Annotated in this window: 19 protein-coding genes; 15 read left to right on the top strand and 4 right to left on the bottom strand. The window is 65.6% G+C overall.

Translation table 11 applies throughout. The features are described 5' to 3' along the window. Nucleotides 1-21: 21 nt before the first annotated feature. Both AC25Y4_RS09845 and AC25Y4_RS09850 read right to left on the bottom strand, forming a co-directional pair. Nucleotides 22-288, bottom strand: coding sequence for a protealysin inhibitor emfourin (locus AC25Y4_RS09845; protein WP_488120210.1), 267 nt, complete (start codon nucleotides 286-288; stop codon nucleotides 22-24). Next, nucleotides 285-1,466, bottom strand: a complete 1,182-nt coding sequence (locus AC25Y4_RS09850) for a M4 family metallopeptidase (RefSeq protein WP_488120211.1) — start codon at nucleotides 1,464-1,466, stop codon at nucleotides 285-287. The genes AC25Y4_RS09845 and AC25Y4_RS09850 overlap by 4 nt, the downstream gene beginning before the upstream one ends. A gap of 157 nt (nucleotides 1,467-1,623) precedes the next feature. On the opposite strand from AC25Y4_RS09850, the gene AC25Y4_RS09855 reads away from it, so the two are divergent. The 6 genes from AC25Y4_RS09855 (at nucleotide 1,624) to dhaK (ending at nucleotide 6,564) form a co-directional block, all read left to right on the top strand. Then, nucleotides 1,624-2,574 (top strand): LLM class flavin-dependent oxidoreductase, encoded by a 951-nt coding sequence (locus AC25Y4_RS09855; RefSeq protein WP_488120212.1) that lies wholly within the window; start codon nucleotides 1,624-1,626, stop codon nucleotides 2,572-2,574. Next, nucleotides 2,571-3,020, top strand: a complete 450-nt coding sequence (locus tag AC25Y4_RS09860; protein ID WP_488120213.1) for a PaaI family thioesterase — start codon at nucleotides 2,571-2,573, stop codon at nucleotides 3,018-3,020. The genes AC25Y4_RS09855 and AC25Y4_RS09860 overlap by 4 nt, the downstream gene beginning before the upstream one ends. Nucleotides 3,021-3,160: 140 nt before the next feature. Next, nucleotides 3,161-4,021 (top strand): class II fructose-bisphosphate aldolase, encoded by an 861-nt coding sequence (locus AC25Y4_RS09865; RefSeq protein WP_488120214.1) that lies wholly within the window; start codon nucleotides 3,161-3,163, stop codon nucleotides 4,019-4,021. A 2-nt stretch (nucleotides 4,022-4,023) separates the two neighbouring features. Further along, complete coding sequence (locus AC25Y4_RS09870; protein ID WP_488120215.1) at nucleotides 4,024-4,812, top strand: HAD-IA family hydrolase; 789 nt, start codon at nucleotides 4,024-4,026, stop codon at nucleotides 4,810-4,812. Then, nucleotides 4,809-5,471: a dihydroxyacetone kinase subunit DhaL gene (gene dhaL / locus AC25Y4_RS09875; RefSeq protein ID WP_488120216.1), complete on the top strand. Its 663-nt coding sequence runs from the start codon at nucleotides 4,809-4,811 to the stop codon at nucleotides 5,469-5,471. The genes AC25Y4_RS09870 and dhaL overlap by 4 nt, the downstream gene beginning before the upstream one ends. 97 nt (nucleotides 5,472-5,568) lie before the next feature. After that, nucleotides 5,569-6,564, top strand: a complete 996-nt coding sequence (gene dhaK, locus AC25Y4_RS09880) for a dihydroxyacetone kinase subunit DhaK (RefSeq protein ID WP_488120217.1) — start codon at nucleotides 5,569-5,571, stop codon at nucleotides 6,562-6,564. Between the two features lie 83 nt (nucleotides 6,565-6,647). On the opposite strand, the gene AC25Y4_RS09885 is transcribed toward dhaK, so the two are convergent. Both AC25Y4_RS09885 and AC25Y4_RS09890 read right to left on the bottom strand, forming a co-directional pair. Next, on the bottom strand, nucleotides 6,648-8,027 hold the full coding sequence (locus tag AC25Y4_RS09885) for an aspartate aminotransferase family protein (protein WP_488120218.1): 1,380 nt from the start codon (nucleotides 8,025-8,027) through the stop codon (nucleotides 6,648-6,650). Continuing rightward, the gene (locus AC25Y4_RS09890) at nucleotides 8,027-9,250 is read right to left on the bottom strand and encodes a phosphotransferase (RefSeq protein ID WP_488120219.1); all 1,224 of its coding nucleotides are present in this window, start codon (nucleotides 9,248-9,250) and stop codon (nucleotides 8,027-8,029) included. The genes AC25Y4_RS09885 and AC25Y4_RS09890 overlap by 1 nt, the downstream gene beginning before the upstream one ends. A gap of 181 nt (nucleotides 9,251-9,431) precedes the next feature. Between AC25Y4_RS09890 and AC25Y4_RS09895 the strand changes: the two genes are divergently transcribed. The 9 genes from AC25Y4_RS09895 (at nucleotide 9,432) to AC25Y4_RS09935 (ending at nucleotide 17,078) form a co-directional block, all read left to right on the top strand. Then, nucleotides 9,432-9,788 carry an ArsR/SmtB family transcription factor gene (locus tag AC25Y4_RS09895; RefSeq protein WP_488120220.1) on the top strand — a complete coding sequence of 119 codons (357 nt, stop codon included), beginning with the start codon at nucleotides 9,432-9,434 and terminating at the stop codon, nucleotides 9,786-9,788. Further along, nucleotides 9,785-10,276: an SRPBCC family protein gene (locus AC25Y4_RS09900; protein ID WP_488120221.1), complete on the top strand. Its 492-nt coding sequence runs from the start codon at nucleotides 9,785-9,787 to the stop codon at nucleotides 10,274-10,276. The genes AC25Y4_RS09895 and AC25Y4_RS09900 overlap by 4 nt, the downstream gene beginning before the upstream one ends. Before the next feature lie 341 nt (nucleotides 10,277-10,617). Continuing rightward, nucleotides 10,618-10,887, top strand: a complete 270-nt coding sequence (gene rpsO / locus AC25Y4_RS09905) for a 30S ribosomal protein S15 (RefSeq protein ID WP_488120222.1) — start codon at nucleotides 10,618-10,620, stop codon at nucleotides 10,885-10,887. A gap of 319 nt (nucleotides 10,888-11,206) precedes the next feature. Next, complete coding sequence (locus AC25Y4_RS09910; protein ID WP_488120223.1) at nucleotides 11,207-11,980, top strand: fructosamine kinase family protein; 774 nt, start codon at nucleotides 11,207-11,209, stop codon at nucleotides 11,978-11,980. An 80-nt stretch (nucleotides 11,981-12,060) separates the two neighbouring features. Further along, nucleotides 12,061-13,113, top strand: coding sequence for an LLM class flavin-dependent oxidoreductase (locus AC25Y4_RS09915; RefSeq protein WP_488120224.1), 1,053 nt, complete (start codon nucleotides 12,061-12,063; stop codon nucleotides 13,111-13,113). Nucleotides 13,114-13,194: 81 nt separating this feature from the next. Continuing rightward, nucleotides 13,195-13,632 (top strand): VanZ family protein, encoded by a 438-nt coding sequence (locus tag AC25Y4_RS09920; RefSeq protein ID WP_488120225.1) that lies wholly within the window; start codon nucleotides 13,195-13,197, stop codon nucleotides 13,630-13,632. 54 nt (nucleotides 13,633-13,686) lie between these two features. Beyond that, nucleotides 13,687-15,240, top strand: coding sequence for an amino acid permease (locus AC25Y4_RS09925; RefSeq protein WP_488120226.1), 1,554 nt, complete (start codon nucleotides 13,687-13,689; stop codon nucleotides 15,238-15,240). 61 nt (nucleotides 15,241-15,301) lie between these two features. Beyond that, nucleotides 15,302-16,447, top strand: coding sequence for an LLM class flavin-dependent oxidoreductase (locus tag AC25Y4_RS09930; protein ID WP_488120227.1), 1,146 nt, complete (start codon nucleotides 15,302-15,304; stop codon nucleotides 16,445-16,447). Nucleotide 16,448: 1 nt separating this feature from the next. Continuing rightward, the gene (locus AC25Y4_RS09935; protein ID WP_488120228.1) at nucleotides 16,449-17,078 is read left to right on the top strand and encodes an FMN reductase; all 630 of its coding nucleotides are present in this window, start codon (nucleotides 16,449-16,451) and stop codon (nucleotides 17,076-17,078) included. Nucleotides 17,079-17,134 lie beyond the last annotated feature (56 nt).

The raw sequence follows: 17,134 nt of genomic DNA on the forward strand, positions 1-17,134 counted from the left end.
TCCCACGCGACGTCCGTTTCGTCATCCGCTGGCCGCTGCTCGCACCCGATCCACCAATTCGCGCCACTGGCCGGAGACCTGCGGCTCCGCGAGCACGACCTCGTGCGGCGCGCAGCGGATGCGGTAGATGTACCGATCGGGTTCGGGCGCGGTCTGCGGGGTGTCATCCCAGGGCAGCGCGGCCAGAAGTGCACGCCAGTCGAGAGCATCCGGCTGGTCGTCGACCCGCACCTCCCAGACACGCTGCAAGCCGGCGATTCCGCCGCTTCGCGACACCATGACCCTCATGCCGCGATGCTACTCCGCTTTGTTCGCGCGCTCGGCGTCGGTGTGACCGGTGGTGTCCCCGCCGGGGGAGGCGCATCCGGCAGTGGCACGCCCACTGTCGTCCACGCGGCAACCACCGCGTCGTATTCCGGTGAGTCACCGCCGAACCGTGCAGCGGCAGCGGTGAGCGTCGCCGCGGCGAACTCGGCGAAGTCGGCGTCGGATGACAGGTCTGGAGAGGTCAGTGTGTCGTACCAAATCTGGCCGGCGGCCTCCCACGCGAACCCGCCGATGGCATCCGCTACGAGGTAGAACGCCCGGTTCGGAATGCCGGAGTTGATGTGCACCCCACCGTGGTCATCCGTCGTTGTCACGTAGTCGGCCATGCTCGACGGCTGTGGATCGGTGCCGAGAACGTCGTCGTTGTACGCAGTACCCGGTGCCTTCAACGACCGAAGCGCGACGCCCTGCACCTCATCGGTGAACAGCCCCTCTCCGATGAGCCAGCTGGCCTCCGCTACGGTCTGCCGCTGGGCGTATTGCTCAACGAGAGCACCGAAGACGTCGGAGACGGACTCGTTGAGTGCGCCGGATTGGCCCCGATAGTCCAGGTTCGCGGTGAACTGCGTGACTCCGTGGGTGAGTTCATGGCCGATGACGCTGAGCGAGATGGTGAAGCGATTGAACACCTCGCCGTCTCCGTCGCCGAACACCATGCGCTCGCCGTTCCAGAATGCGTTGTCGTACTCGAGCCCGTAGTGCACCGTCGCAGCGAGCGCCAGGCCTGCTCCGTCGATCGAGGCACGGGAGAAGGCGCTCAGGAACATGTCGAAGGTGTGCCCGAGACCGTCATAGGCCTCGTTCACCGCGACATCCGCTGTGGCTGGCTGCCCTTCGCTGCGCACGACAGCGCCGGGCAGCGTCTCGCGGCCGCCGGCGTCCGACACAATGCGCTGCGGTTCGTCGAGTGGGTGCGTGCCCTTTGTCGTCGTCGCGTCACCGGTCACCGTGGGATGCAAGAACTGCCGAGCTGACCGGATCGGCTCGTCGTGCGCGAGCGAGCGCCTGGCCGCCTCAGCCGCAGCCTGGAACTTCGGGTCGCGCTGGTCTGCCAGTCGTGCCAACAGGTACGGCGGAACAATGCCGCAGTGCGCTGTGGGGTGCGTCTGACGGGGTGCTGAACTCTGGATGCCTGTCATGCCGAGAGTCTGGCACCGACAACCGACAGTAGTGAAGAAATTTCAACGACGAAGGCCAGCGGCGAAGAACAGTGACGAAGAACTGGGGGCGACGGCCAATCACACGAAACGAGCCGCAGAGAGTGGCGAGCGGATGCCGCATCCGTAGACTCGCATCATGCGATATGGAATCACGATTCTTCCGCAAGACTCGTGGGCGGATGCCCGCCGAAAGTGGGAGGGCGCCGAGAGCCTCGGCTTCGACCACGCCTGGACCTACGATCACCTGTCGTGGCGGACGCTGGCCGACGAGCCATGGCATGCGACGACGGCAACGCTGGCCGCTGCGGCCGTTGTCACCAGTCGGATCCGCCTCGGCACGTTCGTGTCGTCGCCCAACTTCCGGCATCCGGTGCCCTTTGCGAAGGAAGTCGCGACGATCGACGACATCTCGGGTGGCCGCCTGCTGCTCGGCATCGGCTCTGGCGGCACGGGTTTCGACGCGTACGTGCTCGGCCAGCCCGAATACTCGCCAGCAGAGCGGCACGAACGGTTCGCGGAGTTTGTGACCAGACTCGACGAGCTGCTCCGGCACGAGACGCCGGGATCTGGCGGCATCAGCTTCTCTGGCGACTGGTACACCGCGGTGAAGGCGCGCATGGTGGGGCGACCGAGCCAGCAGCCACGCGTTCCGTTCGTGATCGCAGCCAACGGGCCGAAGGGGCTGAAACTTGTCGCGACGTTCGGCGACGGCTGGGTGACCACCGGCAAGGACGGCGCCGTGGGCGAGGACTGGTGGAAGGCCGTCGAGGCCCTGGCCGGACGGCTTGACGACGCCGCAGTCGCGGTCGACAGGGACCCGGCCACACTCGACCGCTACCTCTCACTCGACAGCGGCGGCGCATACTCGCTGTCGAGCGTTGGCGCCTTCGACGATTCCGTCGGTCGCGCGGCAGAACTCGGCTTCACCGATGTGATCAGCCACTGGCCGCGGGAGACGGGCATCTACGCCGGCTCCGAATCGGTGCTGGAGGAGGTTGCGTCGAGATTCGCCACGCCGCCTGCCACGCCGTCGTCGGCCCCAACCCAAGCCGCAACAACCCGCGCAGGCGAAGGAGACCACCGGTGACGCTCAACGACGAGGTCGCCCCCGGCCAGTCAGGACTTGACCAGTTGCGGGCGCTCATCTCGACGGGCCGCCGCCCAGGGATCGCGGAGTCGCTCGACATCCAGCTCGTCGAGGTCGACGACGGCCGGGCGGTCTTTGAGGGCGTGCCAGGCCACCACGCCTACAACCCGATCGGTTCAGTGCACGGTGGCTATGCGGCCACGATGCTCGACAGTGCGTGCGGGTGCGCGACCCAGTCCAAGCTCAGCCCGACCCAGGGCTACACGACGCTGGAGCTCAAGGTGTCGTACCACCGCGCCATACTCGCCGACACAGGGCTCGTGCGTGCAGAAGCCACGCTGCTGTCATCGGGCAGGCGTGTGGCATTCGCCCAGGCAACGCTGACGGATGCCGATGGCCGGCTGTACGCGAGCGCGACATCCACTTTGCTCATCTTCGAACGCTGACCCGCTGACCCGCTGACCCGCTGACCCACTGCCGGTGGTCGAGGAACGAGCGCCGGCGAGCGTTCGAGACCCGCCGTCCACTCTTGTCCGGCACGCACCACTCGCCCTAGGATGACCCCCAGATGGGGTAGGTGAGCAATGTGGCTGTTTCCACTCTGAAGGACATCGTCGACCGCGCATTTGCTGCGCGCTACGGCGTTCCGGCAATCAATATCGTGAATGACCTGACGATGGAAGCCGTACTGGCCGGGGCTGTTGAGGCCCGCTCGCCCGTCATCGTGCAGACATCCGTCAAGACCGTGAGATCGATCGGGTCGAAGGTGTTGTACGCCATGTGGGAGTCGATGACCGCGGGGATCGACGTGCCCGTCGCCCTGCACCTCGACCACTGCCCGGATCGCGACCTCATCACAGAGTGCCTTGAGCGCGGCTGGAACTCCGTGCTCTTCGACGCCTCCACGCTGCCGGTTGAAGAAAACCAGCGGCAATCGGTCGAGGTGGTCAAGCAGGCCAGGACATTCGGCGCCCACGTCGAGGGCGAGATCGAGTCGATCACGGGCGTGGAAGACGGCATCGGCTCTGAGACGCCGTCAGCCAGGCAGACGCTCGAGGTGTCGCTCCGCTATATCGAAGCCACGGGGGTCGACGTGTTCGCGCCGGCGATCGGCAATGCCCACGGCGTGTACAAGCACGAGCCGGTGCTCGACTTCCAGCGCGTCACCGACATCGTCGAGGCGCATCCGATTCCGATCGCCCTGCACGGCGGCAGCGGTCTCACCGACGCCCAGTTCGCCGATCTCATCGCGCGCGGTTGCGCCAAGGTGAACATCTCAACGGCGCTGAAGATTACCTACATGAAATCGAACCTGGCCTTCTTGAAAGACGCGGAGGCCAGGGACAAGTGGGATCCGCCGTCGTTGTTCAGCTTCGTCCGCGGTGACATCGTCAGCATGACTATTGCGTTGGCCGAGCAGTTCGGCAGCGCAGGCAAGGCCGACTGATCGTGCCGGCGCTCATCTTCGACTGTGACGGTGTGCTCGCCGACACGGAGCGTGACGGCCACCTGCCTGCGTTCAACCAGACCTTCGAGGAATTCGGCGTCCCAGTGCACTGGAGCGACGAAGATTACGCCGAGAAGGTGAAGATCGGCGGCGGCAAGGAGCGCATGACGAGCATCCTCACGCCGAGCCTTGCCGCCGAGATCGGCCTGTCGGACGACCCGGCGGAGTGGGCAGACACCGTCGCCGCGTGGCACAAGCGAAAGACGGCGATCTATACAGAGCGGGTTGCGTCAGGCGTGATGCCGGCGCGTCCGGGTATCAGGCGCATCGTGACGGATGCCGCGGCAGCAGGCTGGACGCTGGCCGTCGCGTCGACGTCGGCCGAGGCATCCGTTCGTGCCGTGCTCAGCCATGCTGTTGGCGACGAACTGGCCGCACGATTCAGCGTCTTCGCCGGGGATATCGTGGCCGCGAAGAAGCCGGCTCCCGACATCTACCTGCATGCGATCAGGGAGCGCGGCATCGACGCCACGGATGCCGTGGTGGTCGAAGACAGCGAGAACGGACTGCGCGCGGCGCTCGCCGCAGGCCTGAAGACGGTGATCACCGTGAGCAGCTACACGGCAGCCGAACATTTCGATGGGGCATCCCTCGTGGTGTCCTCCCTCGGCGACCCCGATGGGGAAGCGACGGTGACGCTGGCCGATCCGCTGAACCTCACCCCTGGCGCGTGGGTCACGCTCGCCGATTTCGACGCGATACTCCAGGCACCAGAGAGGAACCTCACATGAGCCCATCCGGCGTGGCAGATACCGAGTTCGTCGTGCGCAGCATTGCGCAGACGGCGGTCGACAACGAGAAGGAGTTCGGCGATCTCGATGCGGTCGTCGGTGACGGCGACTTCGGATACTCGCTCGCCCGCGGCTTCGAGATTGTGCTGGCCGACTGGGACAGCTACGACAGGAGCAGCCCAGCGGTGTTCCTGCAGAAGATTGCCATGGTCATTTCGGGGCGGATCGGCGGCACGTCTGGGCCGATCTGGGGAACAGCCTTCCTGCGCGCATCGACATCGGCCAGGGGCAAGGACGAGCTCACTGCCGCCGACGTCGTGGAGATGCTGCGGGCCGCAATCGACGGCATCAAGGCACGCGGCAATTCGGATGTCGGCGACAAGACCCTGCTCGACGCGCTGGTGCCGGTAGCGGATGCGCTCGAGGACGCGGCTGGCACGGGCGGCGACGCGGCCGACGCTGCCGACACCCTCGCGGCGCTCGCGCTCGTTGCTCGGGCCAGCGCCGATGCCACCACCCCGATGCAGGCGATGCGTGGCCGCGCCAGTTACACCGGAGAACGCAGCATCGGGTCGCCGGATCCCGGCGCCGTAGCGGTGGCCGTGATGCTGGAGCGGCTGAGCTCCGAGTGGGCGGAGCGTTCAAGAGGCGAGCGTTGAACGGGCGGGGCGCTGAACCGGCCGTGTTTTCCCTGATCAAACCTGTGCCGGAGGGGCACAGGGCGGAGTAACAACTGAAGGCAATGGAGCCCAGGACATGAAGAAATTCGTCAACGACCCGAAGCAGTACGTGCCAGAGATGCTCACCGGCATTGCGCTGGCCAACCCAGACACTCTCACGTATGTGCCGGGGTACAACCTGATCATGCGGAAAGACGCCCCGAACCCGAACAAGGTGTCGATCATCCAGGGGTCGGGCTCCGGTCACGAACCCGCACACGTGATGACGGTGGGCAAGGGCATGCTGGATGCCGCGTGCCCCGGTGACATCTTCTCCGCCCCTCCCATGGAATACGTCTACGAGACGACGAAGCTGCTGGCCTCGCCCAAGGGTGTGCTGCTGCTGGTCAACAACTACACCGGCGACAAGATGGCGTTCGAAATGGCGGCGGAACTGAGTGAGGCCGACGGCATCACGGTCAAGACGCTGTTCATCGACGACGATGTCTCGGTGAAGGACTCGACGTGGACGGTGGGCAGACGCGGCGTCGCAGGCAACTTCTTCGTGATGAAGGCCGTCGGTGCTGCGGCAGAGAAGGGCGCAGACCTCGATGAGCTCGTTCGGATCGGCGAGAAGGTGAACAGCGTCACGCGCACCATGGGCATCGCGCTCACCTCCTGCACGCCGCCGGCGAAGGGGTCGCCATTGTTTGAACTGGGTGAGGACGAGATGGAGGTGGGCGTTGGCATCCATGGGGAGCCAGGACGGCGCCGCGCGAAGCTGGTCTCGGCGAATGAGATCGTGGATGAGCTGCTGAACGCGGTGGTGGATGACCTGCCCTATCAGTCGGGCGACCGCGTGGCTCTCATGATCAACGGACTCGGCGGCACTCCGATCAGCGAGCTGTACATCCTGTACGGGCGCGCGCACCAGCAGCTGGCCGAGCGCGGAATCACCGTGGGCCGGAGCTATGTGGGGGAGTACTGCACCTCGCTCGACATGGCGGGCGCCTCGCTCACCCTGGTGAAGCTCGACGACGAGATCGAGGAGCTGCTCGCGGCGCCCGCGGAGGTTGCCGTTCGGATCTTCTAGCCGCCTGCCCTCTGTCCCTCCCGTTGGTCGAGGAACGAGCGCCAGCGAGTGTCTCGAGACCCGCCGAGCCGATGGGCGACGAGCTAGCGCAGGGCGCTGAGCGCGCCGTCCAGCTCGGTGAGGAAGAGGTCGGCATCCGCGATGCTGAATGGCAGCGGCGGGCGCACCTTGAGCGTGTTGTTGCCAAGACCGGATGCCCCGATGAGCACGTGCCGCCTGCGAAGTTCGTTGAGCAGTCGGATGGTGCGTGCCTCGTCGGGGCTCCCGTCGGCGGCATCCACGATGTCAACGCCGATGAAGAGCCCAGCCCCACGCACCGCACCGAGCTCTGGCGTCGTGCTGGCCAGCTGACGCAGCTGGTCGGCCAGGTAGCCGCCGACGTGAGCGGCGTTGTCGTGAAGGCGCTCGTCACGCACGACGTCGAGGGTTGCCTGTGCGGCGGCGATCGACACCGGGTTGCCGCCGAAGGTGTTGAAGTAGCGCGTCTTCGACCCGAACTCGTCGACGAGTTCCCGCCTGGCGAGCATGGCCGCGATGGGCATTCCGTTTCCCATCGGCTTGCCGAGCGTGACGATGTCGGGCACGATGCCGTGGCGGCTGAAACCCCAGAGGCCGGACGAAGGGGCACCGAAGGGGACGCGGGTGTCGGCATCCGTTGTGGCAGATGCGACGCCGCTCCAGCTGCCGAGCCGACCGAACCCCGGCTGCACTTCATCGGCGATGAAGAGGCCGCCCGCGGCGTGCGTCATGGCGAGGACACCAGCCAGGAACCCGGGAGCGCCTGGAGTGTTGTCGCCGGGGATCACGCCGTCGCTGGCGAAGATCGTGTCGACGATGACCGCGGCAAGCCCGTGGCCGGATTGACTCAGCTCGTCTGCTGCATCCATCACATCGTGGATGAAGGCGGCGCCGTCGCCGGTCGGTGCGTCGATGACCCGTGCCCACGGGGCGATGGAGCCCAGGCCGCCGAGGGAGGGGGAGATGGCCGCGACCTCCGTGGTGATCCCGTGGTACGCGTTGCGGGTGACGATCACGCCCTCGTTGCCGGTCACCGCTTTGGCCAGCCGCAGCGCCAGGTCGTTGGCCTCCGACCCTGTGCAGGTGAACATGACGTTGTCGATGCCGGCCGGAAAGGTGGCGAGCAGGTCGGCCGAATAGTCCAGGATGCCGCGGCTGAGGTAGCGGGTGTGCGTGTTGAGGGTGGCCGCCTGGGTCGCGATGGCGTCGACGATCCGCGGGTGGGAGTGGCCGGCGGATGGCACGTTGTTGTAAACGTCGAGATACGCGGTGCCGTCTGCGTCGTAGAGGCGGGTGCCGGCACCGCGCACGATCTCGATCGGCTGTTCGTAGAACAAGCGGTACGCGCGGCCGAGAAGGCGCTCCCGCTGTGCGACCAATTCGCGCTGGTCTGCGGCGAGCTCTCCCTGGCGATCGGGGTTGAAATAGCTGCTCGGTCCGGCCATTACAGCGCTCCTTTCACGCTGGCGAATTGGTCGAGGGTCGTCCGCAGGTTGCGGGCCGTATACGCCGCATTGGCGGGGTCTGACTCGGCCAGCCAGCTGCCAAGCACGAGGCGCTGCACCAGTCGGCCGACGACGAGCGGATGCAGCATGGCCAGCTCATCGTCGGTGAGTGGCGTGATCTCCCGGTAGCCGTCGCGGAGGGCGTCTGCGGCGAGCCAGGGGTCGGCGGCTGTTGTGTCGGTGCCGGTCGGGTCGGTGCCCGTCGTGTTAATGCCCGTTGTGTTGCCGCCCGTTGGGCCGATGACATAGGACATGGCCACGGCCAGGTCGGCCACCAGGAAGCTCGCAACGGTGTCGCCGAAGTCGAGGATCCCGGTGACGAATGCCGGGTCAGCTGGATCCACCACGACGTTGCCGCCATGGAAGTCGTTGTGGATCACCTGGCGACGCGTGCGGTGAAGTCGGCGGAGGGTGTCGCGCAGCAGGGTGCGGAGTGCGCGGTCGAGTTCGGCGCGCAGGGTGTCGTCGGCAACGGCCGGCAGTTTGTCCCTGAGCATTCCGAGCTGCTGCAGGTCCCAAGGGAGCGCGCGGTGAGCAGCAGGATGCTCGAAGTCGGCGAGGGCTGCCGCAAGCGTGGCAAGGCTGCGCCCGCACGCGTGCAACTGGGGGAGCGTGGGCGACGTGTCCTGCAGCATCCGCCCTGGAATGTACGTGAGGAGGCGGCCGATGCGGCTGGCGCCGTGGCCACTGCCGCCACTGTCACCGTCGCCACTGTCGCCATCGTGACTGCCGCCGAGCGGCGTTGATACCCGGGGGTGGAGTTCGCCAGTGAGCGCCGGAATGATCTTTTGCAGGGGCAGCGGGGGGTTGCGAGCCGCGGCGTGCAGGAGAGCTGCACTCTGCAACTCGATCTGCTCTGCTGGCTCGGCGGGGTGCGCCACCTTGAGCACGAAGTCGGCGGCGTGAGCGGGAACTGTTTCCCGCGCGGCTGCGGTTACTGAGGTTACTGAGGTCGCTGAGATCGAGTGCGCCGTGTGGACGTGAAAGGTGTCGTCGTTCTCGGTATCCAGCCGGGAAAGCGCGGCGGCACGGATGCCCCATACCTGTTCGAGGATGGCGCTCGCCGCCTCTGTGCTCAGCCGCTCGAAGCGTGTACCGATTGTGCTTGCAGCGCTGTTCGACTCTGTCGATTCCGGAGTGCCGGTGGCGTCGGTCGTGGTCACAGCACCAGTCAAGCAGGAGGGGCTCGGCGAATCGAGGACTTCGGCAAACATGCCGCTGGCTGTGCGTGCGAGCGTGCCTGCGCTGGCATGCAGTTTTACCGATCTCACCCTTGACGGCACGAGTGCATGCTCGTATCGTGAAAGAGTCAACTAAACGGTTGATAAACGAAAAGGTTGATTAATGCTACAGAGTGATGGCCGGCACGAGCAGGATGAGCAGCTGGACCGCGCATTCCTGGCTCTGGCAGATCCGGTCAGGCGGGCGCTTGTTGCTCGACTGTCTCGGGGGCCGGCCACCGTGAATGAACTTGCAGAGCCGTTCAGCATGACCAAGCAGGGCGTGTCAAAGCACATTCAGGTACTCGAAAGTGCCGGGCTCATCACCCGGACAAGAGACGGCCAACGCCGCCCCTGCCACCTGGACGCTGCTGCACTCGAATCGCTCACCGCATGGATCGACAACTACCGGCTCGTCGCCGAGCAACAGTTCCGCCGCCTCGACGCCGTGCTCGACACCATGAAAGCAGGAGAGAAATGACTACCCACAACCCCGTTACCGTCACGGCTCAGCCCGGCGTTCCATTTGTCGACATCGTGCGCGAGTTCGACGCTCCGCTGGCAGATGTCTACCGGGCACACGTCGAACCGGAACTCGTCGCCCAGTGGCTCGGGCCGAGGCGTCTCACCATGGACCTCAAGGAATACGACGTGCGTCCCGGCGGCGCCTGGGCATACACCCACACAGACGCGGAGGGCGGTGTCTACGGATTCAGTGGCGTTTTTCACAGCGTCCAGCCAGAGGAGCGAATCGTGCAGACCTTCGAATTCGACGGATATCCCGGCCACGTCAGCCTGGATTCGGCCTCCTTCGAAGACCTCGGCAACGGCCGCACGCGCGTCAGCGTGCACTCCGTATACCAACTGCAGGAGGATCGGGACGGCATGATCGCCAGCGGGATGGAAGGCGGCCTTTCGGAAGGATACGAGCGGCTCGACGAGCTGTTGGCCGCGGCACCCGTTCGCTAGAGCAACTCCTCCACAGGGCAGGGGGGACGGCGAAAATGCACGTTTACTCGGCATCCGCTCTCGGTTTGCCGCAAAGGAGCACACTTGTCACACATCGCGACAAGAATTGCTGCAGACCCCTTCAGTTGAGGTTCCCCCCTCCCCAACCGAAGCTGGATGCCGTGGCGTCGGCGTTCGGGTCGCCGACGCCACAATGGCGCACACGAGCATCTCGTCAGAAGTCTTACGCGCGGTGACAACTCTGCTAAACTCATGAAGTTGCCGTCTAATCGGCCGCGGATAAAGAGAGCCCAGGCATTCCGCCCCGGGCACCGCGCAGTGAGAGAAAGGGGATCCCATCTATGGCACTCGAAGCTAATGCTAAGAAGGCGATCATCGAAGAATACGCTACCCACCCAGGTGACACCGGATCCCCCGAGGTCCAGATTGCAATGCTCACGCAGCGCATCAAGGACCTCACCGAGCACCTCAAAGAGCACAAGCACGACCACCACTCGCGTCGTGGCCTGCTTCTGCTGGTTGGTCAGCGTCGTCGTCTCCTCGGATACCTGTCCGACGTCGACATCAGCCGTTACCGTACGCTCATCGAGCGTCTCGGACTGCGTCGCTAGTCGCATCCGAAACGGATCTTCGCTGACAACGCGAACTTCTTGAAACGGGTCGTCACCTTCGGGTGGCGGCCCGTTTTTGCGTTGTCGGGCTGCAATTCGGCCCCGAGGGCAACAGTTCGACGCCGCCTAGTTGCATAACTCCTGCAATTCGCTGCCGAACTCGGCAGCTGCCCCGGAATCCCGGGGCGGTTTCTGGCGGAAGAAGCAATGTGCAGGAGTTATGCAGACCGGGCGCACGTTATGCAGACCGGGCGCACCTGACTGGCAGGCAGAGTCCGGAAACCTCGACAAGGCGCAGCGCCCGGTGCAGAGTGAAGTCATGAACAAACGGCTGGAGTTTGTGAAGAGGCGCACCGATCCGCCGCCCCAGTTCTTCGAGGCTGAAGCCGCGGGCCTCGCCTGGTTGGCTGCCGCGCATGGCGCGAGCGTCGCATCCGTCATCGACGTCAAGCCTGGCCACCTCGTCATCGAGCACATCGAGAGCGTGGCGCCCACAGCGGATGCCGCCCGCAACTTCGGCGCGGCCCTCGCCGTGACGCATGCCGCTGGGGCCGCCGCGTTCGGTGCTCCGCCAGATGGCTGGGACGGACCGCTCTACATCGGCAACCGCTCGTTGCCGGCCGCCCACGAGACGAGCTGGGGCGTGTTCTACGCCCGCGACCGCGTGCTGCCATACCTCGATGTCGCGGTGAAGGTCGGGTCGATCACCGCGGTGGGGGAGCAGCTCGTTCGCGATGCCTGCGACCTGATTGCTCGGGGTGAGTTCGACGACGAAGACGCGCCGGCACGACTGCACGGCGACCTCTGGAACGGCAACGTGCTCTGGTCGGCAGACGGCGTCGTGCTCATCGATCCAGCGGCGCACGGCGGACACCGGGAGACCGACCTCGCCATGCTCGCCCTGTTTGGATGCCCACATCTGAACGTCATTTTGGCCGGATACGAGTCGGTGTTGCCGCTCCGCGCGCTCTGGCGCGAGCGGATCCCGCTGCACCAGCTGCATCCGCTCGCCGTGCACGCGGCCGGACACGGGCCCTCATACGGGTTCGCCCTGGCGGAGGCCGCAGAGAAGGTGCTCGCTCTCGCGGATTAGGTGGCAGCAGGCCAGGACCTGCCAAAACCGGAATGGCCCAGACCGGAATAACTCCGCACCGCGGAGGGTTCACTTCCGTGATGACTACTCCGCTTGCGCTCTCCGTACTTGACCTCATTCCGGTTCGTACCGGCCAGACCTCCTCAGACGCCATTACCGCGTCGATCAGCCTCGCCCAACGCGCAGACGCGCTGGGATTCGAGCGCTACTGGGTCGCCGAACACCACAACATGGCAGCGGTGGCATCGACCAACCCGCCGGTACTCATCGGTATCCTCGCCTCGCGCACAGAGCGCATCAGGGTCGGCTCCGGCGGCGTCATGCTGCCGAACCATTCACCGCTCATCATCGCCGAGCAGTTCGCGCTGCTCGAGGCAGCATTCCCCGGCCGCATCGATCTCGGCCTCGGCCGTGCCCCCGGCAGTGACCCCGTGATCAGCGCGCTGCTGCGCGCAAGCGGAGCGGTCAGCGAAGTCGAGGCGTTCCCGCGCAACATCGGCGACATCACGGCACTGCTGCACCCCGACGGCGCCACCCTCGACCTCACCAGCGGCCGCACGTACGAATTGCATGCCACCCCGGTTGCCACCTCTGTGCCTCAGCTCTGGATGCTGGGCTCAAGCGAATACTCGGCCCACCTCGCCGCAGAGCGCGGCATGCCGTACGTGTTCGCCAATCACTTCTCCGGCGACAGCACCACCGAGGCGCTCAGGATCTACCGCCGTGAGTTCAAGCCGTCGGAGACCCTGGCTACCCCGCGCACGTTCCTCACGCTCAATGCGTCGGTTGCCGAGACATCCGAAGAAGCGCACGCCCTTGCCCTGCCCCAGATGCAGCAGATGGCCAGGCTCCGCAGCGGAATGCCGCTCGGCCCACTCGCCACCGTCGAAGAGGCGCAGGCCGCGACGTTGGATCCGAACCAGGCAGAACTCGTGAAGCGGATGTCGGCCAGCTGGGTCATCGGCGACGCCGCCGGTGCCGCAGCCCAGGTCAGGTCTCTCGCCGAGAAGTTCGGCGTTGACGAAGTCATGCTGCAGCCCGTCGCCTCCGCGCACCAGGATGCCGCAGCCACCACGTCACCGGCTCGCGTGCGCACGCTCGAGCTTCTGGCAGAGCAGCTGCTCGGCCGCTAGCGCGCAACTCCGGTCGGGGGTCTCGAGACGGCCTGGCGGCCTCCTCGACCAGCGGAAGCGGGAGTAGGGCACGATAGAACGATGTCCCGCTCCCGCGCCGCCGTCCTCGCTGGCACGGTCGCGTACCTCGCGCTGATCGGCAGCGTCACGCTCGGCCCGCAGCCGCTCGATGACAGCAACAGTGGCGTGCTCACCGCTGTGCTGCACTTCGTCGCCGGCACGCCGGCAACCGCCTGGATTACCTACGATCTCGTCGAGTTCCTGGCCAACGTGGCGATGTTCGTTCCTCTCGGTGCGCTCCTGCTCGTGCTGCTCGGGCGCCAGCGGTGGTGGCTCGCCCTTGCTCTTGGCGTCGCCACCACCTGCGTCATCGAGTTCACCCAGCAGTTCCTGCCGACGCGCGTGCCAGACCTCCGCGACATCCTGGCCAACAGTCTCGGCGCCATGCTGGGCATCGCCATCATGCTCATGATTGCGAGATTTGCCACTGTGCGACGCGAACGCTCCGCCGTACGATAAATTACCTGCGGCGCGAGTCGGCACGGCTTTCGCCCTCATCGGAAGGCACAGCTGATGAGCCTCTGGCGCACCAAGAGCATCGAAGACTCCATGGCGGATTCGCTTGAGTCCGGTCGCAGCCTGAAACGCACGCTCGGCGTCTTCGACCTCATGGTCATGGGCGTTGCCGTCGCTGTCGGCGCCGGAATCTTCTCGGTCGGCGCCAAGGCCGCCGGAAGCTACGCAGGGCCATCCGTCACCGTCGCATTCGTGCTGGCGGCCGTCACCTGCGCGCTGGCCATCATGTGTTACGCCGAGTTCGCCTCCACCGTGCCGATCGCCGGCTCCGCCTACACGTTCACCTACGCCACCCTCGGCGAACTGCTCGCCTGGATCATCGGCTGGGACCTCATCCTGGAGATGCTCACCGCCGGTGCCGTGATCGCGAAGTACTGGGGCATCTACCTCAGCAACGTGTTCACGCTGTGGAACTGGGACATCCCGTCAACCATCAACATCCTGGGCCTCGACGTGAGCTGGGGAGCGTTCGTCATCGTGGCGATCTTCACCACCCTGCTCGTGCTCGGCACCAAGCTCTCCGCGCGGGTGGGCGCCGTCTTCACCGTGATCAAGGTCGCGATCGTGCTCTTCGTCATCGTGGTCGGCGCGTTCTTCATCAACCCGGCAAACTACACGCCGTTCATCCCGCCCGCCATCCCCACCGAACCCGGAACAGGGGATGTCTGGACGCAGTCACTCTTCTCCTTCATGACGGGGGCTGCGCCCGCCCAGTACGGCGTCTTCGGGCTCCTGTCTGGCGCCGCGCTCGTCTTCTTCGCGTTCATCGGGTTCGATGTGGTGGCGACATCCGCTGAAGAGGTGAAAGAGCCGCAACGCACGCTGCCCCGTGGCATCTTCGCCGGGCTGGCTGTCGTCACGCTCCTCTATCTCGGGGTCAGCATCGTGTTGACCGGGATGGTGTCGTACACGGTGCTCGCCGACGACCCGAATGCGTCGCTGGCCACGGCCTTCATTGCTGTGGGCGCAACGTGGGCGGCGCAGGTGATCTCCGTCGGCATCCTGATCGGCCTGACGACGGTGATCATGGTGCTGCTCCTCGGGCTCGCGCGGGTGCTGTTCGCCATGAGCCGTGATGGCCTGCTGCCGCGGAGCCTCAGCCGCACGAGCGACAAACGGCACACGCCGGCCCGCATCCAGATCATGGTGGGCGTGCTGGTCGCGTTGATCGCCGGGTTGACGGATGTCGGGGTGCTGGAGGAGATGATCAACATCGGCACGCTGTCGGCCTTCGTGCTCGTGAGCATCGCGGTCATCGTGCTTCGCCGCACCCGGCCGGACTTGAAGCGCGGCTTCCGGGTTCCGTTGTCGCCGTATCTCCCGGTGCTGTCCGCGGTACTGTGCCTCTGGCTGATGCTGAACCTCACGACGCTGACCTGGGTGCGATTCCTGGTGTGGCTGGCCCTGGGGCTCATTATCTATTTCAGCTACGGTCGGCGCCACGCACTGGTCGGGTTGAAGGCCAAGGAAGACTTCGACGAGACCGTGAGGGAGAGCACGGAACCGCCGGAGAAGAGCAACGAGAAAAATAGTACGGAGCTGCGGGAATAGGAATGGCATAGTGCCCGTTGAGTCCGATATACATGCAAACGCATTGAAAAGAGGGCTTGACATGCAGTTCGGAATCTTCACCGTCGGCGACGTGACGACCGACCCAACCACTGGCCACACGCCGAGCGAAAACGAGCGCATCAAGGCCATCCTGACCATTGCGCAGAAGGCCGAAGAAGTCGGCCTCGATGTCTTCGCCACTGGCGAGCACCACAACCCGCCGTTCGTGCCGTCGAGCCCGACGACCATGCTTGGCTACATCGCGGCCAAGACCGAGAGGATCATCCTCTCCACCGCAACGACGCTGATCACGACGAGTGACCCCGTGAAGATCGCCGAGGACTTCGCCATGCTTCAGCACATCGCTGACGGCCGTGTCGACCTCACGCTCGGCCGTGGAAACACCGGCCCGGTCTACCCGTGGTTCGGCAAGGACATCCGCCAGGGCATCCCGCTCGCGCTGGAGAACTACGCGCTGCTTCGCCGCCTCTGGCGCGAAGAGTACGTCGACTGGTCTGGCGAGTTCCGCACGCCGCTGCAGGGGTTCCAGTCCACCCCGCGTCCGCTCGATGACGTGCCGCCGTTCGTCTGGCACGGATCGATCCGCAGCCCTGAAATCGCAGAGCAGGCCGCGTTCTACGGCGACGGCTTCTTCGCCAACCACATCTTCTGGCCGGCATCGCACACCCAGAAGATGGTCGGCTTCTACCGCCAGCGCTTCGAGCACTACGGACACGGCACGGCCGAGCAGGCGATCGTCGGACTCGGCGGCCAGGTCTTCATGCGCAAGAACTCGCAGGATGCCGTCAACGACTTCCGCCCGTACTTCAACAACGCGCCGGTGTACGGACACGGCCCCAGCCTGGAAGAGTTCACCGAGCAGACTCCGCTCACCGTCGGCAGCCCGCAGCAGGTCATCGACCGCACGCTCGCGTTCCGCGACTACGTCGGTGACTACCAGCGCCAGCTGTTCCTGATGGATCACGCCGGCCTGCCCCTGAAGACCGTGCTCGAGCAGCTCGACCTTCTCGGTGAGGAAGTCGTTCCCGTGCTTCGCAAGGAGTTCGCGAAGAACCGTCCGGCATCCGTGCCTGACGCCCCGACCCACGAATCCCTGAAGGCTGCGGCCGCAGCTGCCGCCGCGGTCACGGATGCCGAGAAGCACGCACAGACATCAGCAGCAGTCACCACCACGAAGGAGGCCTAACATGACCACGCGCACCATCGCCGTTCTCTCAGCCGGCCTCAGCCAGCCGTCATCCACTCGGATGCTGGCCGACAAGATCGCGGCAGCGACAGTTGCCCGCCTGGCCGATGACGGCATCGAGACTCAGGTTGTGAGCTTTGACCTGCGTGACTACGCGCAGGACATCACGAACAACATGCTCACCGGCTTCCCGAGTCCGAAGCTCGACGAGGTCATCGAGGCCGTGACCGGCGCAGACGGCCTCATCGCCGTCACGCCGATCTTCACGACGAGCTTCAGCGGCCTGTTCAAGTCGTTCTTCGACGTGATCGACAACAGGGCGCTGACCGACATGCCGGTGGTGATCGGTGCAACGGCCGGAACCGCACGTCACTCGCTCGCACTCGACTACGCCATCCGCCCGATGTTCACCTACCTGCACTCAGTCGTCGTGCCGACTGCGGTGTTCGCGGCGTCTGAAGACTGGGGGAGTGGCGCAGACAAGGTGAAGACCCTGCCCGACCGCATCGACAGGGCCGCTGGGGAGCTTGCCGCCCTGGTTGCGGTGTCTGACCGGTCGAGCCAGGTGCGCGATCCCTTCGCGCTCGACGCGTCGTTCAGCCCCACCGGCGGCTTCCAGCCCGAGTACTAGATTCAACGCGGTACTAGATTCAACGCGCCGTCCGCGGCGCGTTGAATCTGGCGCGT

The organism is Leifsonia sp. Y878 (assembly GCF_057669685.1).